This is a genomic window from Aromatoleum evansii (assembly GCF_045689615.1).
In the GTDB taxonomy this organism is placed as follows: Bacteria; Pseudomonadota; Gammaproteobacteria; order Burkholderiales; family Rhodocyclaceae; genus Aromatoleum; species Aromatoleum evansii.
The window spans coordinates 3,988,755-4,007,268 of record NZ_CP141259.1; the positions used below are offsets into that span (position 1 = coordinate 3,988,755).

Annotated in this window: 15 protein-coding genes; 5 read left to right on the forward strand and 10 right to left on the reverse strand. The window is 62.0% G+C overall.

The annotated features are described in order from the left end of the window. Positions 1–59: 59 nt before the first annotated feature. A complete protein-coding gene (locus U5817_RS18680; RefSeq protein ID WP_407278397.1) occupies positions 60–1,712 on the reverse strand; it encodes a hypothetical protein in 1,653 nt (550 codons plus the stop codon). A gap of 610 nt (positions 1,713–2,322) precedes the next feature. On the opposite strand from U5817_RS18680, the gene U5817_RS18685 reads away from it, so the two are divergent. Continuing rightward, positions 2,323–3,333: a PEP-CTERM sorting domain-containing protein gene (locus U5817_RS18685; protein WP_407278398.1), complete on the forward strand. Its 1,011-nt coding sequence runs from the start codon at positions 2,323–2,325 to the stop codon at positions 3,331–3,333. 76 nt (positions 3,334–3,409) lie between these two features. Here the strand turns inward: U5817_RS18685 and U5817_RS18690 are convergent, their stop codons facing one another. The 5 genes from U5817_RS18690 to U5817_RS18710 form a co-directional block, all read right to left on the reverse strand. Further along, positions 3,410–4,066 (reverse strand): acyltransferase, encoded by a 657-nt coding sequence (locus tag U5817_RS18690; RefSeq protein ID WP_407278399.1) that lies wholly within the window; start codon positions 4,064–4,066, stop codon positions 3,410–3,412. A 39-nt stretch (positions 4,067–4,105) separates the two neighbouring features. Continuing rightward, on the reverse strand, positions 4,106–4,906 hold the full coding sequence (locus tag U5817_RS18695) for an SDR family NAD(P)-dependent oxidoreductase (protein WP_407278400.1): 801 nt from the start codon (positions 4,904–4,906) through the stop codon (positions 4,106–4,108). Beyond that, positions 4,903–6,552, reverse strand: a complete 1,650-nt coding sequence (locus U5817_RS18700) for a GMC oxidoreductase (protein ID WP_407278401.1) — start codon at positions 6,550–6,552, stop codon at positions 4,903–4,905. Before U5817_RS18700 ends, U5817_RS18695 begins: the two co-directional genes overlap by 4 nt. Positions 6,553–6,617: 65 nt before the next feature. Beyond that, complete coding sequence (locus U5817_RS18705; RefSeq protein WP_407278402.1) at positions 6,618–7,691, reverse strand: nitroreductase family protein; 1,074 nt, start codon at positions 7,689–7,691, stop codon at positions 6,618–6,620. Beyond that, entirely contained in the window at positions 7,684–8,574 is an 891-nt protein-coding gene (locus U5817_RS18710; protein WP_407278403.1) for a ThiF family adenylyltransferase, read from the reverse strand. The genes U5817_RS18705 and U5817_RS18710 overlap by 8 nt, the downstream gene beginning before the upstream one ends. Before the next feature lie 235 nt (positions 8,575–8,809). Between U5817_RS18710 and U5817_RS18715 the strand changes: the two genes are divergently transcribed. Beyond that, entirely contained in the window at positions 8,810–9,577 is a 768-nt protein-coding gene (locus tag U5817_RS18715; RefSeq protein WP_169132166.1) for a PEP-CTERM/exosortase system-associated acyltransferase, read from the forward strand. Positions 9,578–9,687: 110 nt separating this feature from the next. On the opposite strand, the gene U5817_RS18720 is transcribed toward U5817_RS18715, so the two are convergent. From U5817_RS18720 to U5817_RS18730, 3 genes are all read right to left on the reverse strand, one after another. Beyond that, the gene (locus U5817_RS18720; RefSeq protein WP_407278404.1) at positions 9,688–11,580 is read right to left on the reverse strand and encodes a propionate--CoA ligase; all 1,893 of its coding nucleotides are present in this window, start codon (positions 11,578–11,580) and stop codon (positions 9,688–9,690) included. Between the two features lie 133 nt (positions 11,581–11,713). Beyond that, entirely contained in the window at positions 11,714–12,895 is a 1,182-nt protein-coding gene (locus U5817_RS18725) for a response regulator (RefSeq protein ID WP_169132164.1), read from the reverse strand. A gap of 23 nt (positions 12,896–12,918) precedes the next feature. Beyond that, entirely contained in the window at positions 12,919–13,854 is a 936-nt protein-coding gene (locus U5817_RS18730; protein ID WP_407281100.1) for an oxidoreductase, read from the reverse strand. Between the two features lie 222 nt (positions 13,855–14,076). On the opposite strand from U5817_RS18730, the gene U5817_RS18735 reads away from it, so the two are divergent. The 3 genes from U5817_RS18735 (at position 14,077) to U5817_RS18745 (ending at position 16,526) form a co-directional block, all read left to right on the forward strand. Then, on the forward strand, positions 14,077–14,931 hold the full coding sequence (locus U5817_RS18735; RefSeq protein WP_169132162.1) for an HDOD domain-containing protein: 855 nt from the start codon (positions 14,077–14,079) through the stop codon (positions 14,929–14,931). Positions 14,932–15,019: 88 nt separating this feature from the next. Further along, on the forward strand, positions 15,020–15,595 hold the full coding sequence (locus U5817_RS18740; RefSeq protein WP_407278405.1) for a LemA family protein: 576 nt from the start codon (positions 15,020–15,022) through the stop codon (positions 15,593–15,595). 19 nt (positions 15,596–15,614) lie between these two features. Next, positions 15,615–16,526: a hypothetical protein gene (locus U5817_RS18745; RefSeq protein WP_169132160.1), complete on the forward strand. Its 912-nt coding sequence runs from the start codon at positions 15,615–15,617 to the stop codon at positions 16,524–16,526. A gap of 8 nt (positions 16,527–16,534) precedes the next feature. Here U5817_RS18745 and U5817_RS18750 read toward each other — a convergent pair whose 3' ends face one another. Then, positions 16,535–18,442, reverse strand: a complete 1,908-nt coding sequence (locus U5817_RS18750; RefSeq protein ID WP_407278406.1) for an ATP-binding cassette domain-containing protein — start codon at positions 18,440–18,442, stop codon at positions 16,535–16,537. Positions 18,443–18,514: the final 72 nt, after the last annotated feature.

Below are 18,514 nucleotides of genomic sequence, written 5' to 3' on the forward strand. Positions count from 1 at the left end.
TTTCGGGCGCACTTCCAACATCAAACACGAAGTTTCGAACCTCCTGCGATAGAGCCTGCTTACTTGACCACCTTGTGAAGCTGAATGTTGCCACCGGTCAGATAACCACGAACGGCGTACATCGCCTCGTCCTCCTCGCAGGACGCCTCAGTCGGGCAGATGAAGAACTGATACACGTCCGCGCACGACGCACCACTCTCCGCAAATCCACCGTCAGCCTCAAGATACCTCGGATCCGGCGTAGCAAGCGGGAAGTTCTGGTCCGCATCGAGGAAGTCCTGACAATCCTGCTTATCCGGTTCCTTTGCGCCACTTCCCGGCTCACCCGTATCCACCATGTCAACCCGGAAGTAGTAGCGCGCATCGCTTACGTTGTCAGTTTCGATATCAGTGCCACCTTTAGCCTCGAGGTACTCCTTCGCTTGGGCGCTAAGCGTTCTGAACGAACCCGTTCCTTCAAAATCGATCTGCTTGAAACTGGCATTTGCCGCCGCAGGTTGGATAGCCCCTGGATCCTTGCATGCCACCGCATCGATCCGGGTATTCTCCGGCGCGCTATGAGTACCTGCCCGGAACACAAAATCGCCCGCATCTCCTTGGACTTGGTGATGCGTATGCTCCCCAAACGGCCCACCTTGGTTCGGATTGGTCGTCGGCGCACCGACCTGGCCCCCGAACGTGTAGCAGCTTACGACGTTACCCTTGTCTCGCGAGCAGATTTCACCGAACTTTTTCAAGTCGATGTTGCCATTTTTGTCGTTGCCACCATAAGTTACACGGCAAGACCCCGGAATTTCAACGCCCGGCTCGAACGACTGGTTCGAGTCTGCCTGCAACTCGAAGTTGAGGTCGTTCGACGGATCGCCATCGCGAACGCCGTGCGGTCCGCCGTTTGTCGTGCCTATATTCGCCAGGACGTTTGGTACCGGACCGACAAATGCCGGCGGGACCAGATTGAGATCAAGTTCTGCACCGTCACCAACGAACTTCGCCGACGGATTGATCTGCCGGTAAGGCGTCACCGTCGACGTATTGAAGAAGACCTTCAGGTTGGCTAGTTGCGTTGGCGTCAGGCCAGGGAAGTAGTCTTCGTCGGCACTGGTGATAACTCCGGACAACTGAGTGCTGCCCACGCCAGTGATTGTGGAGATACCCGGGTAATTGTTCGTACCGAAGAGATCAAGGGCCTGTATCGGCAGACCACCTGAATAGTTCCCGATCGAACTGGTCACGACGCCTGAAAGAATGCGCTTGCCGTTGTTATAGCCCGTGCCGGCCAAGGCATTATGATCAGGTGTGCTCACCCACATCTCGAAGAAGTTGGGCAACTGCGAACCACTGTCAAACTGGAACCCGGCCGGCCCTGCTCCTGGTTGTGCGGGCGCCGTTACGCTCTCGGCAAATCCTGCTACGAAGGTAATCTCCACACCGGACGGGAGAGAGATTCCCACACCGTTTGAATTGATCAGCTTCGCCAGCTTTGCGTGCGCCAGCAGATGCACAACATCTCCCGCCATCAACCCACCGGATGGATTCCCCCCAACGGCAAGGGCACTGTTCTGCGTCCAGTCGAACGCCAGAACCGATATCGGAGTCCGCACGCCAGGACCATCCGGGTCGAACTGTATTGTCTCTGCAGCAAGGACCGGCACCGCCAGCGACGAAACAGCCAGCGCTAGCGCGGTCCGAGTAAATGATTTTCTGGGCTTCATGATGGTCTCCCGAACGCGGGTACATTTGGACACCCCCTTGGTCGCAAACGTCAAAGGCTTCTGAGCCCCAGGGGACACCATCACACAAGCACGAAACACGCCACTCATCAAAAATCTGTTAAATAACAGCAACTTTCACCTACGCAGTGCTCGCGCAAGGGACTTTGCCATCGCAAAATGTAAAAAAATCCGAACGATATACTCCCATCTGTCGCGGAGATAAGTCACATCTATCCACTTACAACATTCGTCTATCCGTGCAACCAGTCACGCCCGACAACAGTTTTCTCCCAACCCGGCCTTTTCCCAAAACGAGATCAAAATCGCCTGAAATTTGCTCCAACAAGCGTGTCCCGAGACGATGAACTCCGCCTCGGCTCATCTCGGAGTGCCCGGCAACGCGTTCGAGCCACCAACCGGCGACGTCGGGAATTTTTACACCCCAGCTTGCGCAGCCCATCTCGAAAACATCCACGGCCACGTAATTCGTTGTTTTTTATTTTTTTTTCAATCGATGGCATGGCTTCTGCTTTAAGTCGCTCAGGGACATCGTGGCAGCACCGGCTTCGATACCGTTGAACCACCTTGGCAGCACACCGGGAGAACGATCATGCGGGTGAAAAAATTACTGGCGGCAGCTGTGCTCAGTGCGGCGGCGGGCCTTGCGCAAGCGCAGGCTGAATCCTTCAGCTTTGACCCGAGTGGCGGCGGGGGAGCAGTCACCAATCTCACGGGCGCAATGTCTCTCGACTGGGGACCGGGCAATGCGTTAGCGATCGTCGGCAACCCTTCCGGCGGCCTTGCCGACGACCAGGAAATCACGCTTCTATATCAGGCAAACCTTGCCGATGTCAACGATGACAACGGAGACTCCCTGTTCAGCAACGGCGATGACGGGTTCTACTTTACGGTCGTCGCGGGTTTGACTGAGATAGTGCAGGTGGATGAGACCGATGGATCGCTGTCCTTCACGATGGCGCCCGATCAAAGCGGCAGCTTCTTCTATGTGTATGCGATGACCGATTCCGGCACCAATGTTGACGGCACGGGTTTCGCGAGCGGCGCCGGACTAGACGGCATCGTCGGAACGGCTGATGACAATATCATCCTCGCCGGAACATTACTTTCGATTTCAGGCTCGAATTTCAGCGCGCCGCTTGTCGACACGAACGGCGACGGCGTTCCCGACGCACCGGACACCGCACTCTTCGATAATTTCGACGATGACGACTATAACAACACACAAACGATTGTCGGAACCGGAGCGACCAACCTGTCGTGGCTGGTCACCTTTGTGGACAGCAACTATTTCACCGATATGAACCTGTTGAACATGATCATCACGACCGCAATCAATTCGTCGCTGATCACGCCGTTCCAGCAGATCGACCCGTCCGCCGAGTTCTCGATCGACGGTCTCGCCGATGGCGGAACGCTGGCCAACATCGGCGACTGCAACGGTTGCCTTCAAAACGACGATGATCTGAACTTCCAGTTCCAGGCCGACGCGAACAGCTCCTTCGAACGTCAGGCCGTGCCGGAACCGGGCAGCTTGGCACTGATCGGCGTCGCCCTTGGCGCTCTTGGCTTCATGCGTCGGCGCGCACGCTCAGCCGCCTAAGCCGTCATCCAAAGTTGCCTCGCCCGGCAGGCAACCAATTAGGGGGAACGCGAGTTCCCCCTCCTCTTTTGCGGCATCAGTGAATGGGACGGGCAGGAATTCCGCCCCAGCGTTCGCCGCGCCGTATATGCGTTCCTTTCTTGACAACAGCGTTCACGGCAACGATTGCGTCGTCCTCGATGATCACGCCTGGCTGGACGACCGCCTTTGCACCAATGGTTACGTTGTTCCCGATCGTGATCGGCGCGAGCGCCAGATCCGCCCCTTCCACCGCATGACAGAACAGGACTGCATCGTGACCAATGATGCAGTTGTCGCCCACTACCGTGAGCGGCGGATCGAGGATGACCCCGGCACTGTAACTGTTCTTCCCGAGCTTCGCGCCCAAAGCGAGATAGACCACGCGCATGAGCGGAACGGGAATTGCCAGGCTGCGCGTAAGAGACTGGAACAAAACGAGATAAAAAAGCAAATACACGTGATAGCGGAATTCCTCACTGGAACCGGGAGAGATGTAGCCTCCACGGAGAGGGAAGATCCACAGGAAAGCGCGATTGATCGCTATCGCCCACGCATAGATCAGGGCCGCACCTGCTACCACCATCACGACGCCACGAAAATCCCCGAACGGCAGGTGGCCGAAAAGAAGTGCCGCCGAGGCAATACCGAGGGCGCAGGCGATCGATAACAGAGCTAAAAAGCACAGCGTCTGGGCAAGCGAAATCTTGCGCATGGGAGTCTCCGGACTGGAGATTTTTCGGAAAACCCGGTGTCAGGACCTTTCGGTCGGTGGTCTAAACATCTTTGCGACTTCCGCAACGACGAATTTCGGCGGAAACAGACCCGCGAAGAATCGCTGCTTGAAGATTCCCCGTGCATTCAACGCAACGGGAGATCCCCGTTCGAGGGCAAGTAGCGAGTCGCGCACTACCGCCCTTGGCGTTCCACGGGATGTAATCGCACTGGCATAGGCACCCGCTACTTGATCGAATTCGCTTTCTGTCGCTCCGGGCACAAGCGTCTGAACCAGAACGCCGCGGGCAAGCCATTCCGCATATAAAGCCAGACTAAAGCTCATCACGAAGGCCTTTGACGCCGCATACACTGCCATGTAGGGCACCGGCTGATAGGCAGCTGCAGAGGCCAGGTTGACTACAGCACTTGGCGCGCCCCGCTCCAGGTCGGAAAGGAAACCCTGAGTGAGTCCGACGAGGCTGGCGACATTCGTCTGCAGCATCACCTGATACCTCTCGGGCGAAGCCTCCTCGAATCGCCCCCATTGCCCAAAGGCGGCATTATTCACCAACAGCCGGATCGATATTCCGGCGTCCCTTACACGCTCCCGAACAAGACCGGCACCTTCTGGCACGCCGAGATCCTGTGCGATGACGAGCGTACCGATCTTATACACAAGCATCAGCTCCTGCGCGAGTTCCTCCAGTCTCGAAGCGCGCCGGGCAACCAAGACCAGGTTTATGCCCCGGCATGCAAGCTGAACGCAGTACTCACGGCCAATTCCGGACGAGGCTCCTGTGACGAGGGCCCACGCACCTCGCATCTCGTCGATCTTCACGCTGCAGTCCTCACGGTGCGTTTACCCAGCAGATGGTCCGCCACACGCAAGGCATTCGCCGCGATGGTCAATGCGGGATTGGTTCCCCCGCTTGAGGGAAAGAAAGATGCATCCACAATATATAGATTCTCCAGATCATGACAGCGATTGTTCACATCCAGAACGCTTTGCGCAGGGTCATCACCAAATCGGCAGGTACCACATGCGTGCGCAATTCTCTCGTTGTTTTCGGCCTGCTTGATAAGTATGTAGCGCCAGGGCCGCAGCAACGCCTTCATTCGCGACCTCATTGCCGCAATGCGCTGCGCCTCCGCCTGACGTACCGTGTAGCGGATCGACATGGTCGCGAGTCCCAGTTCTCTGCCCTCGGATGGAGGGAGAACGCAGTTCGCCGCGTACGGCAGATCCTCAATAATCGTCGCCAAGATCGTTGCGCGGGAAAAGAGTTGATCGAGCAGCGGTCGAACCATCGGTTTGACAAGCCCGAATGCGGCCGCAGCAACAGCGTGGACGCCATGACGCAGATCACGCTGAAGATCGTCTGCGATCATCGCACCGGGAGGCAGCTTCCCGAACGATTGAACAGCGCCAAGCTTGATTCCGTCCGTCACGTACAGATCATTAAAACCGAACTCTTTGGTGTTTCCCGAACATTCAGGTTTTGTTCTGGAAAAAACCGCGTAGAGATCTATAAAATGGCGCATCAAATTCTTTCCGACTAGCCCCGAGCCGTTTCCCACTCCGTTCGGCCATGAGTCCGACCGCGACTGCAACAGTAATGCCGGTGTCGACAATGCGCCGGCGGCGATTACGACAATGCGCCCGGAAACCCGAAATTGGCGGCCAGCGCGACGGCAAACGAGGCCGGTTACACGCTCACGATCGGCCTCAACCTCCACCACTTCGCATTCGTCCAGCAACTGCGCGCCATGGTGCGCAATGGCGGGCTCCAAGCAGGCGCGGGCGCTGTCATTCTTGCAGTTCGCAGCGCACAGGAATCCCTGGCATCCCTTGCAGCCGGGCACAAACTCGCAGCCCAGCGGCAGCGGATAAGGATGCATTCCCTGACGCGCGAGGCCATCTGCAAGTTCACGCGCAGCGCACGACATCGGAGGGGACACTGCGATCCGCTCGGGCTGCAGCTCCCCCCGCAACGGATCACCGCCGCCCCTTACTCCGTACAGGCGCTCGGCCGCCTCATAATACGGCTGAAGATCGGCATACCCGATCGGCCACGTTACGGGTAGCGAAGATTCGGCGAGCTCCGGGTGGTGGACTCGCGGCTCGAAATCCGCAGGAAAGAACCGCTCAAGAACCATACCATACAGTGCGCTGGAGCCCCCCGTACCCGCGCCGATGAATGGCACAAACTGCTTTTCCTTATCCGCAGACAAGTCGCGGATCGGTCGTGGATAGCGCCCTCCGAAACGCAGTCCATCCGCGAGGGAGAGCCCGACCGAGGAGTGAGACATCTCGGGATATTCTCCGCGCAACGCAGGAGCGTTTACCAGCGAAGACCGTCCCATTTCGCAAAAAAGCACACGCCAGCCTGCGGTAGCCAGCGCATGTCCTAGCGTAGCCCCACCCGGGCCTGTACCCACGATCACCGCGTCCCATTCTTGACCGCCTGTGGCCGTCTCGTTCATTCGAAGATTCTCCTCCGCGGGTACACCAGTGCGCGGACAAGGTTGGCAGATCCTGTCCTGTGAGCTCAGGTCCGCAACAAGTCCGGCAGGTCCAGCCGAAGCGACCGGGACCGCGGCGCAGACCCGGCGCCAACTCGGCAGAAGAAAGCGAATTGTGCCTGCTCGCCGGCCCCGACAATTGACTCAAAACGGTGCGCCAGCGATGCAACAGCACTGTTAAGCGAAGGAAGACCGGACAACGGCTGGCCCGCCCGCGCATACCAGCGAAAGATTACCGGCGTCATTTGCGGTTGAAGGTACAACCCAAGATCCGCAACGGTCAGCCACAGTCGCTGCATTGCGCGGCCCGCCGCGAGATGATCAACGAGCTTCGCTGGAGGACTATCCGGACGAAGCAACAGATGAGCCGCACACGCCATCGCCGGCAGAAAATCCAGTTGGATGCGCGGCGCGATAGTGCCAAACAGGTAACTATTGAAAAACTCCACCCGCCCCCTGCTTTGCATCACCCACCGCATCAGCCGTGCAGTGAGCGGATCCACACCCACCGCCTCTTCGGGAATACGATCCTTGCTGAAGCGCGCACCCCACTCGATGATCTCCTTGTGCACAGCGTACGCTTCCGGGCAAGTCAGGCGAACATGCGCGTTGCCCCACAGGAGTTTGGCCACTTCCAAGCGCTCTGCGAACGATTCGAAAAACTGCACCTGGAAGCCAGGACCGGGGGCGGCGGTCAGGCGCTCGCGCTGCACGTCGGTAAGCGGCGTGGTGCGCATGGGACGACGCTGGACGACCCGTGTCTCGATATGCGGGAACAGCGGGTCAGGGGCAAGCCCGGGTTCGGCCTGCAGTTTGACGTCGTAGATGGGCGCCGTGTCGGGACATCCTGCGCGGATCGTCCATCGTGCATCCAGACCGAAGCCGGTCGCGGCAATCCGCAGTGTCTCAAGTAGCGCACCGTGCGCCATGTGACTGGGGTGGCCGTCGAAGTCGTACAGGCACCAGTCGCGCGTATCGAAGCCGTGAATCGCGATGTGGTCGCCCGAAACGATCTCGAAGCGCCAAGGTTGCGTGTTGTCGCCACTCGGCGCCCAGCGGGCTAGGTCGAGTATCTTCAGCAGGACCTCACGCTCAGCCACGACCCGCCCCCTGCTCGCGCATCCGGCGCAGTTGTTTGCGGGCAATCCACAGTCCGAGACGCTGCAAGGGGTTGCGATTGCCGCCGGGGCGCCAAGTCCGAACCATGCGGTTCCGGTAGGCGTCGAACTGGTAGCCCCACGGTGCAGCGAGCACCTTGCCCCGCCCGAGGAGAATCTTCAGGGATTCTGCAGCGGTGGCACCGGCGCAGAGCTGGCATGCGATGATCGTCGAGGGGCCGCGCCGCTCGCCGAGATTCACTCGTGAAGGATCGGCGAGGTAGGAGCGCTGGAGCATGCCGGGCGAGAGGCCCAGCAGGAAGCGGATCGACATTTCCTCCTCGTCGCAGCCTTCGAGACAGAAATACTCCTCGAAGCTCATCTGCCCGGGGAGGAAGGCCAGCACGGCCGTACCCATGCCGAGCGGTGCTGCGGTCACGGCCGGGATGCCGAGGCGGTGGCAGGCGGCGAACGTCGCCCTGCGGATGCCGAATGAGAAAAAATCGAGCCCGTCGACGTAGAGATCGACATCCTTCAGGAACTCGTCCAGGTTCGCATCCGAAAGCCCCCCCGGAAACCGCCGCAGATCGAGATCCGGGTTGATGTCGAGCGCCATCTCGGCGAGCACATCCACCTTCGGCCGCCCGACCGAGGACATCATCGCGCCGGCTTGGCGGTTGAAGTTGACGAGATCAAAGGTGTCGAAATCCGCTACGTTGAACGCCCCAATACCGAGCCGGGCCAGAGTCAGCAGATGAACGCCCCCAACGCCGCCCATCCCGGCGATCGCGATGCGCTTCCCGCGCAATACAGACTGCTCGCCTGTGGTCACCCAGCCGATGTTTCGCGCGAACGCAGCATCGTAATCGAATAATTTTTCTACCATGCCCCTCTCCCTGCTCGTCGTTCATCATAGTGAATTCGCACGGTGAGAGAAACCGCGAAAAGGCGCATCTTCAAAGTCTCTCGCGGATTTTTGCACACCCCGTGTGCACCGAAACTGGACTATGATTACTTAATTAAAGTCACTGCTCCCGGGCGCTGCAGGAGACGTTCAGTACCCGTATCCTGGCCTCGCCCGGCCATCCGGTCACGTCCCCCTCCCCGACAAGGAGACCGCGTTGCTCCTGTTTGACCGATTCAATCTCGGCCACGGATTCAGGAAGTACTTCGAGATCCATCCGGCGACCGACGACGCGCTGCGCGACTCCGTATACCGCATTCGGCATGAGGTATATTGCGAGGAACTCGGTTTCGAACCTGTGCGCCCGGATCGGCGTGAAATGGACGAATACGACGCGCACAGCATGCATTGCCTGTTGCGCACGAGTTCGGAGCCGACCAGACCGGTCGGATGCACTCGGGTGGTCCTGACTAGGACCGAGGAACCGGACTACCCCCTCCCCTTCGAGCGGACCTGCGCTGCGACCCTTGACCGTTCGATCGTCGATCCGTCCCATCTGCCCCGCGACCGGATTGCCGAAGTTTCCCGACTGGCCGTGCGCTCAACCTACAGACGCCGGCGTGGCGAGTCGCTGGCCGACGCCCCTATCCATGACGAGGACTTCGGCACGACCGTCCATCCCCGCTTCCCGTACATTCCGATCGGTCTTTATCTGGGGGCCATCGCCCTTGCCGAACGTGCCGGGATCGAAACACTATTCATCCTGACCGAACCACGCCTGGCTTCGCATTTTGCGAAGCTGGGGGTGGATGTGCGCCAGATAGGCGGACCTGTCGAACATCGGGGCACCCGTATCCCGTCGATGATGGACGTTCAAGGCATCATCAAGGGCATGCGTTTCCTGCTGAAACCGATGTGGCGGACGATTCGTGAAGAGATTGAGGCAGCCTACGAGCAGGTGTCACACACGGGACGCACCGTCTAACCTGCTCTCCTCGTGCATTTGAGGTGCCCGCCACGACGGATGGCCCCAGCCATGGGCAGAAAAAAAGCCGCGCCTCTCGGCGCGGCTCGTTTGGATCCCGAAAGAACGACTCAACCCGCCAGCGCGGCCTTGATCTGATCCAGCGTGCTCGGATCGTCGATCGTGGTCAGGTCCCCCGCATCGCGGCCTTCGGCTAGCGCCTGGATCGAACGGCGCAGCATCTTGCCGGAACGCGTCTTCGGCAGGCCCGTGATGAAGTGGACGCGCGCCGGACGCGCAATCGCGCCGAGAAGGTTGTCGACGGTCTTCATGACTTCCTTCTCGAGTTCCGCACGCTTATCGGCGCTATCCACGCGCGAGGCGTCCTTCACCACCGCGAAGGCCATCGGCATCTGGCCCTTGAGCTGGTCGGCCACGCCGACGACCGCGACTTCGGCGATCGCGGTGTGCGCCTGGATCGCTTCCTCAATTTCGCGGGTGCCGAGTCGATGGCCCGCGACGTTGATCACGTCGTCCATGCGACCGAGGATGGTGTGGTAGCCGTTCTCGTCCTTGATGCCCCAATCGGACGAGGAGTAGATCACCGGATGGCTGAAGGTGCTGAAGTAGGTCGAGACGAAACGGTCGTCCTGCCCCCACACGGTGGACAGGCAACCCGGCGGCAGCGGCGGGACGATGCCCACGATGCCCTTCTCGTTGGCACCGCACTCGCTGCCATCCTCACGGAAGATGCGCAGGTCGTAGCCGTACACAGGGAAGGCGGGCGAGCCGAGCTTGATCGGGCTCTGCTCGACGCCGCGGCAGATCGCGAGCATCGGCCAGCCGGTCTCGGTCTGCCAGTAGTTGTCGATGACCGGGATACCCAGCTCGTCCATGATCCACTTGTGGCTGGTCTCGTCGAGCGGCTCGCCGGCCAGGAACAGGTGCTTCAGCGAGGACAGGTCGTATTTCTTGAGGAAGGCCGGATCCTGCTTCTTCAGCACGCGCACGGCGGTCGGCGCGGAGAACATCACCGTGACCTTGTACTTCTCGACGATCTGCCACCAGATGCCCGCATCGGGGCGCAGCGGAGTGCCTTCGTACATGATCGTGGCCATGCCGGCGAGCAGCGGGCCGTAGATGATGTAGCTGTGACCGACGACCCAGCCGATGTCGGAGGTCGAGAACATCGTCTCGCCCGCATCGCCGGTGAAGATGTGCTTCATCGACGCGGCAAGCGCCACAGCATAGCCGCCGGTATCGCGCTGCACGCCCTTCGGCTTGCCGGTCGTGCCTGACGTGTAGAGGATGTAGCTCGGCTCGGACGATTCCAGCCAGGTTACCGGCACCTTGGCGTCCATGTGCTTGGCGCGCAGCTCACCGTAATCGACATCGCGGCCGGCGACCTTCGGGAAGCCCTTGTCGAGGCCGCGATCAACGATCAGGACCTTCTGCGGCGGGAACTCGGCCAGCTTGCAGGCCTCGTCGACAAGGTGCTTGTACGGCACCGGCTTGCCATTGCGCATGCCGGCATCGGAGCTCACCATCAGCACCGGCTTCGCATCGTCGATGCGCGTTGCCAGCGACCCTGCGGCGAAGCCGCCGAACACCACCGAGTGGATGGCGCCGATGCGCGCGCAGGCGAGCATGGCGAATGCGGCCTCGGCGATCATCGGCATGTAGATCAGGACACGATCGCCCTTCTTGACGCCGAGGTCCTGGTAGATCGCCGCCATGCGCTCGACTTCGCGCTGCAGTTCGGCGAACGAATAGACCTTCTCTTCGTCCGTTTCGGTCGAAACGTAGACCAGCGCGCGGTCGTTCGGACGCTTCGCGGCGTGGCGGTCTACGGCGTTGAAGCAAAGGTTGGTTTCACCCCCCTTGAACCACTTCACGAACGGCGGTTTGGAAAAGTCGCAGATCTGCTCTGCGGGCTTGTTCCAGTCGATGAGCCCGGCCTGTTCGGCCCAGAACTCGTCGCGCTTCTCGATGGAACGGCGGTGAAACTCGTTGTACGCGGTCATAAGCTTCCTCTCCCTACTATGATCCCTGCACTTCTTGCTTTTGATATGCGTCCGACGCCGCCGCCCCCCTTCCTCCGAAGGACGGCGGCGCCACCTTTCACAGCTTTGTTGTTATTGTTCCCGGGGCCGCGGCTCAAGCCTTCTGCGTGCCTGACGCTCCGCCCCCGGAGCCGGAATTGTAGTTACTAAGGCGGTCCAGCGGAATCCCGCAGCCGAGACGCGCCTCGATGAGCTGCAGGAGCGGCATCAGCGCCGCGACCGCGGCCGGCAGTTGCGCATCGAGCACAGTCCCCTCTCCCGCGCGGATCTGGCCGAGCAGCTGGTCGATGCTCACGACCTGCTTGAGCAGTCGATCGACGACTTCCTGGGTGACCTCGCCCTGATCCCCCACCACACGGTTGCCGCCGGCCTGCCGTCCCGCCTGGGCCCGCTTCACCGCCACGCCGATCAGCTCGCTGACGCTTTGCGCCTCGTCGACCGACGCGCTTGCCACGCCAATCGTCACGCTGATCCGGATGCGATCCTCGCGATAGGTCATCACCAGCTTTTCCACCGCCTGCTGCATGCGCAGGGCGAAGGCGCAGATACCCGCCAGATCGGTGCTGGGCGACAGCACGACGAACTGCGAGGGCGCGATCTGGGTGACGGTGTCCTCCTTGCGCACCCGAGTCGCGAGAATGCCCGACAGCTTGCGTCCGACGAGCTGCGCGACGTGGGCGCCGTAGGTCGTGATCACCTGGTCGTAGCGATCGATCTCGACGAGCATCGCGCTCAGATCGGCCTGATGCCGGCGCGCCAGCGCGAGCTCCTGCTCGCCACGCCACGTCATGTAGGACTCGGTGACGAGTCCCGACACCGGGTCAACCGGGCTCTGCTTGGCCAGGGCTGCCCGACTTTCCTCCAGCTCGCGCCTTGTCTGCGCGAGCCGCGTCAGCGAGTCGAGGCGCGCGAGCAACTCGGTCGCACCGATACCCTTGGTGATGAAATCGTTGGCGCCAAGCTGGCGGGCACGCTCGCGCACGGCATCGTCTTCCTCGCCGGAAATGACGATCACCGGAAGCTCCTGAATGCGTGACAGCTTCGAAGACCGGATACGCTGGAGCAGCCCGTAGCCGTCGAGCTGGGGCATCCCGATGTCGCTGAGGACGAGCTGGATCGACGGATCGACGAGCAATGCCTGCCAGCCGGCTTCGCCATCGCCCTCCTCGCGGAACTCGAAGCGCCCGCGGATGAGCTTGACGATGGAGGCCCGCACCATGCGCGAGTCGTCGACGATCAGCACCTTGGGCAGCGGCTGATTTTCCTGTTCGCTCATGGCCGGACTCTCCCCTTGCCGCTTCAGGCGCCGATCTGCACGACCGTACGCCCCTTGATCGCGCCCTTGATGTAGGCATCGAAAGCGTCCGGCAGTTCATTCAGCGTGATGGTGCGCGTCACGGCCGCAAGATGGTGAGGTTTGAGATCGGTGGCGAGGCGGTCCCACACGCGTTTACGGGTCGGGAAGCCCATGTAGCCGGAGTCGATGCCGAGCAGGCTCACGCCGCGCAGGATGAAGGGGAATACCGTCGTGTTCAGGTTGAAGCTCGCCGCATTGCCGATGCTTGCGACGGTGCCGGCCTGCTTCATCGTCGCAAGCACCCAGTGCAGGATCTGGCCGCCCACGTTGTCGACAGCGCCGGCCCACTGGGCGGCCTCCAGTGGACGCACCTTGTCGAGGTCGATCGAGCTGCGCAGCTTGATCTCCGCGGCACCGAGCATCTTGAGGTAGTCGCTCTCGGCTTCCTTCCCGGTGAGCGCGACAACGTGATAGCCCAGCCGCGCCAGCATGTCGATCGCCAGGCCACCGACGCCGCCGGTGGCCCCCGTCACGATGACGGGGCCATTTGCGGGGGCGAGACCATTGTCCTCCATGCGCACGACGCCGAGCGCCGCCGTGAATCCGGCCGTACCCAGCGCCATCGACTCGAACAGATCCAGCCCCTCGGGCAGGGGTACGACCCAGCCTGCCGGCACGCGGGCGTATTCGGCGTAACCGCCGTGATGCGCCACGCCGATGTCGAAACTGGTGGCGATGACCTTGTCGCCGGGCTTGAAGCGCGCATCGGCGCTGTCGACGACCTCACCGCTCATGTCGATACCGCCCACGCACGGAAAGCGGCGGATGATCTTGCCCGCACCGGTCGCGGCGAGCGCGTCCTTGTAGTTGATGCTGGAGTAATGGACGCGGATCAGGACCTCGCCGGCGTCCAGATTCGTCGCGTCGAGCGTCGTCATCCGGCTGACGATCTTCTTGTTCTCGTCCTGATCGATCAGAAAAGCCTTGAAGGGTGTATTCACTTGCGCTCTACTCCTCTCTCGCCGGGACGCGACACCGTGCCGCGCTTTTTGCGCCGATTATAGCCAAATCGCCGCACGCGCCCCCGGCAAATGGCATCCGCCCTTCATTTCGCCCGATCCGCTGCCGATAATTCCGACATCAGCCTGGTTCCGACGCTCATGGACTTCATCGATACCCCGCTCGCATCGGTCGGCGCCTATGTCGAATTCGTATCGGCACAGGATGTGCCCGTGCTACGCCGGACTGCAAGGGAATTCGAGAGCCTCGCGGCGAGCGACGCAACCGGCGCCAGGCATGTCGCCGCCGCCGTGCTTGCAGACCCGCTGATGACGATGAAGCTGCTGACGACGCTGCAGGCGCGACGCGGCGCCCGGCAGAATCACGACATCACCACCGTCGAGCGGGCGATCATGATGATGGGGCTTACGCCCTTCTTCGACACCTTCTCGGGCATGCCCACGGTGGAAGAACGCCTGGCCGCGCGTCCACAGGCACTGGTCGGCGTGCTGAAGACCATAGGCCGCGCGCGCCGTGCCGCGCATTTCGCCCGCGACTGGGCCATTCTTCGTCACGACCTCGACGTCGACGAGATCACGGTGGCGGCGCTGCTGACGGACGCCGTCGAGATCATGTGCTGGACCTTCGCACCCGCGATGACCCTGCGGGTGTTCGAAATGCAGCGAGCAAACCGCTGGCTGCGGCGAAGCGAGGCGCAACGAAGCGTATTCGGCGCCACGGCGCAGGAGATTCAGGAAGCCCTGGTGCGTGCGTGGAACCTGCCCGAGCTGCTCATCACCCTCATGGACGCGGACCAGGCAGACAATCCGCGCGTGCGCAACGTGCAGCTTGCGGCCGACCTTGCGCGGCACCTGCAGACAGGCTGGGACAACGACGCCCTGCCCGACGACGTCGCGGAAATCGGCAAGCTCGTCCATATGGGCCCGGAACAGTTGCTCGCACGCCTTGGCGCGCCCGCCGAGGAGCTCCACCGCTTCTTCCCGCCCGCGACGTGAGCCGCCGGCTCCCCCTCCACACCGTTCCCACCGCCGGCTTGCCGCAATTTGCGTATATCATGCTGCGGCAACAAGGGGAGATATAACTATGAGCATATCGGCTGCCGTCTCGCTGGGCGCGCTGGTCATCGCCCTGCTGTATGCGATCGTCGTCTACAACGGCCTCGTCCGGCTCAAGCACAACATCGCCAAGGCATGGGCAAACATCGACGTGTTGCTCAAGCAGCGGCACGACGAACTACCCAAACTTGTCGAAGTCTGCAGACAGTACAAGCAGTTCGAGCAGGAAACGCTGCAGCGGGTCACGGAGGCCCGTGCAAGGGTCGCCAGCGCACGGGAAAACCAGGATGTCGCAGCACTCGGCAAGGCTGAGGGCATGCTGAGAACGGGGCTGGGGCAGATCTTCGCCGTCGCCGAAGCATATCCGGAGCTGCGCGCCAACGAGCATTTCATGCAGTTGCAGACGCGCATCACGGCACTGGAAAACAGCATCGCCGACCGCCGCGAGTGGTACAACGAATCGGTCAATCTGCTCAACGTCCGCATCGAGCAATTCCCCGACGTCTTCGTCGCGCGCATGTTCCAGTTCGAACCCAGGCCGCTGCTCGAATTCGCGAGCGCGGAAAAAGCGGACGTCGACCTCAAGGCCCTGTTCAGCGCCTGAGCGGACGACCAGCCGCCGCATGCTGACCCGCCTGCGCCGCGACATCGCGAACGTCACGCTACCGACGCTGCAGTTCCTCACCGTGGCGATCATGCTCAAGATCGCACCCGGGAAGGGGTGGGGACTGGGAATAGGCGTTCTCGCAGCCAGCGGACTGGCCGGCTGGCTGCGCTCGCTCAAAACGGCGCGCGCAATCTCCGACACCCCGACCTCGCGCATCGCATCCGCGGCCCAGGGCTACGTCGAGCTGACCGGCCGCGGACGCCCCCTGGACGGAACGCCGCTGCTGTCGCCGGTGAATGGACTCCCCGTGCTGTGGTACCGCGTGGAAACCCAGCGCAGGCAGAGCGACGGCAAGTGGCGTCACGTGTCCACCGATGAGAGCGACGCGTCCTTCCTGCTCGACGACGGCAGCGGCCTGTGCGCCGTCGATCCCGAAGGCGCCGACATGATGGTGAACCGGAAGGAAACCTATACGCAGGGCGACATGCGGCACACGCAATGGTCGCTGATCAACCAGGATCGCATCTACGTGCTCGGCGATTTCGCCACGATCGGCAGTGTCGCCCCCGACTTCGACGTCGGCCGTCAGACGCGCGAGCTGCTGGATCACTGGAAATCGGACCGGAAACGCCTGCTCGAACGTTTCGATCTCGACGGCGACGGCGAAATCGATCTCCGCGAATGGGAACTGGCACGAAGCCAGGCACGCCGCGAAGTGACGAAACTGCGCGACGAAATCCTCTCCGCCCCGGAAGCGCACGTCGTGCGCAAGCCCGCATCGAAGGCGCTATTCCTCATTTCCGACCTCGCTCCGGACCGGCTAGCCAAGCGCTATCGCTGGTGGTCGGTGTATCACATCGCCGTCTTTTTTGCTTCCGCCGCGGCTGCGGCGTCCTGGTTCAACAACGTCGGCATCTTCGCCCGCTAGTCCGCGACTCAGCCGGCGCGACTCTCCAGCGCCTCCCAGCGTGCCAGTGCATTCTCGATCTCCGTGTCGAGCTCATCGAGGCGCCCCTTGATACGCGTGACCTCCTGCGGCGCCTGCTGGTACAGCGCCGGGTCGGCCATCCTTGCATGCAATGCCGTCTGCTCCGCTTCGAGCGCAGCGATGCGGTCCGGCAAGGCCTCCAGCTCGCGTTTTTCGTTGAACGACAGCTTGCCGCTCTTTGGCGCCGTCGGCTTGGGCGCGGCCGGTGCAACCGCTTTCTGGGCGGCTGCCTTCACCTCCTCGCTCTCGCGCTCCGCCTCGGCCTGCTTAACCCGCTGCCAGTCCGCATAACCGCCGGCGTACTCGCCCCAACGCCCGTCGCCCTCGGCAGCGATCACCTGGGTCACGACGTTGTCCAGGAAGGCCCGGTCGTGGCTCACGAGAAAAAGCGTTCCGTCGTAATCGGCAAGCAGCTCCTCGAGCAGATCGAGCGTCTCGATATCGAGGTCGTTGGTCGGCTCATCCAGCACCAGCACGTTCGCAGGCCGCGCAAACAGCCGCGCGAGAAGCAGCCGGTTGCGTTCGCCGCCCGACAAGGACTTCACCGGCGAGCGTGCCCGCTGGGGCGCGAAGAGGAAGTCGCCCAGGTAACCGATCACATGCTTGCGCTCGCCTCCGATCTCCACGAAGTCCGACCCCGGGCTGATCACCTCGGTCAGCGGCAGCTCCGGGTCGAGTTGGGCGCGCAACTGGTCGAAATAGGCGACCGTCTGGCGCGTGCCGCGACGCACGGTGCCGGAGTCGGGCGCAACCTCACCGAGGATCAGCTTCAGCAGCGTGGTCTTCCCCGCGCCGTTCGGTCCGATCAGGCCGACCCGATCGCCACGCATGATGCGCGTCGAAAAATTGCGCACCACCACGCGATCACCGAACCGCTTGGTGACATCGGTCAGCTCCGCCACCATCTGGCCGCTCTGCTCCCCCTTGTCCACCGCGAGCTTGACGTTCCCCAACCGGTCGCGGCGGGCCACGCGATCGCGCCGCAAGGCCTCCAGACGTCGCACCCGCCCTTCGTTGCGGGTGCGGCGCGCCTCGACGCCCTTGCGTATCCACACCTCCTCCTGTGCGAGAAACTTGTCGAAGCGCGCGTTGGCCTTCGCCTCGGCGTCCAGCTCCTCGGCCTTGCGCCGCTGGTAGTCGCCGAAGCGCCCCGGGTAACTGCTCAGCTTGCCGCGATCGAGTTCAATGATGCGGGTTGCAACGTTGTCGAGGAACACCCGGTCGTGCGTGATCACCACGACTGCACCGCGAAACTCACGGATCAGGGATTCGAGCCAGAGAATTCCATCGAGGTCCAGATGGTTGGTGGGTTCATCGAGGAGCAACAGATCCGGCTCGGACACCAGTGCGCGGGCCAGGGCCACGCGCTTGACGCCCCCGCCGGAAAGCCCCGACACAAGCGCGTCGCCGGGAAGCGCCAGGCGAACGATGACCTCGTCGACACGTTGGTTGAGCCGCCACGCATCGGCCGCATCCACCGCGTGCTGGAGCGCATCGAGGCGCGCCAAGGCCTCTGCGCTCGCAGACTCGGCAACGGCGTGCATGGCGTCGTGGTAATCGACCAGCAGTCGCGCCGCCTCGCCCAAGCCGTCCGCGATCGTCGCGAACACGTCCCGATCGAGCGGGAAATCCGCCTCCTGCGGCACATAGGCGATCTTGAGGCCGGACTGCCGCCACACCGCGCCATCGTCGAGCGTCGCCTGGCCGGCCAGCGCCTTCAGCAGACTGGACTTGCCCGAACCGTTGCGTCCGATCAGTGCAACCCGCTCCCCGGCATCGAGCTGGAACTCTGCATGATCGAGCAGATCGACGTGACCATAGGCAAGGCAGGCGTTGTCGACGGAAAGAAGCGGCATGGGATGTTACTCGCGGTAAAGGATCCGCATTTTAGCGGTCTGTTAAGATGCCGGGTTCGCCCGATTTTTGCG

Coding starts and splice junctions, on each gene's coding strand:
- U5817_RS18700 (WP_407278401.1), bottom strand. CDS start 6,552: ATGAACGAGACGGCCACAGGCGGTCAAGAATGGGACGCGGTGATCGTG.
- U5817_RS18740 (WP_407278405.1), top strand. CDS start 15,020: ATGAGCATATCGGCTGCCGTCTCGCTGGGCGCGCTGGTCATCGCCCTG.
- U5817_RS18680 (WP_407278397.1), bottom strand. CDS start 1,712: ATGAAGCCCAGAAAATCATTTACTCGGACCGCGCTAGCGCTGGCTGTT.
- U5817_RS18730 (WP_407281100.1), bottom strand. CDS start 13,854: ATGACGACGCTCGACGCGACGAATCTGGACGCCGGCGAGGTCCTGATC.
- U5817_RS18685 (WP_407278398.1), top strand. CDS start 2,323: ATGCGGGTGAAAAAATTACTGGCGGCAGCTGTGCTCAGTGCGGCGGCG.
- U5817_RS18720 (WP_407278404.1), bottom strand. CDS start 11,580: ATGACCGCGTACAACGAGTTTCACCGCCGTTCCATCGAGAAGCGCGAC.
- U5817_RS18735 (WP_169132162.1), top strand. CDS start 14,077: ATGGACTTCATCGATACCCCGCTCGCATCGGTCGGCGCCTATGTCGAA.
- U5817_RS18745 (WP_169132160.1), top strand. CDS start 15,615: ATGCTGACCCGCCTGCGCCGCGACATCGCGAACGTCACGCTACCGACG.
- U5817_RS18690 (WP_407278399.1), bottom strand. CDS start 4,066: ATGCGCAAGATTTCGCTTGCCCAGACGCTGTGCTTTTTAGCTCTGTTA.
- U5817_RS18710 (WP_407278403.1), bottom strand. CDS start 8,574: ATGGTAGAAAAATTATTCGATTACGATGCTGCGTTCGCGCGAAACATC.
- U5817_RS18725 (WP_169132164.1), bottom strand. CDS start 12,895: ATGAGCGAACAGGAAAATCAGCCGCTGCCCAAGGTGCTGATCGTCGAC.
- U5817_RS18750 (WP_407278406.1), bottom strand. CDS start 18,442: ATGCCGCTTCTTTCCGTCGACAACGCCTGCCTTGCCTATGGTCACGTC.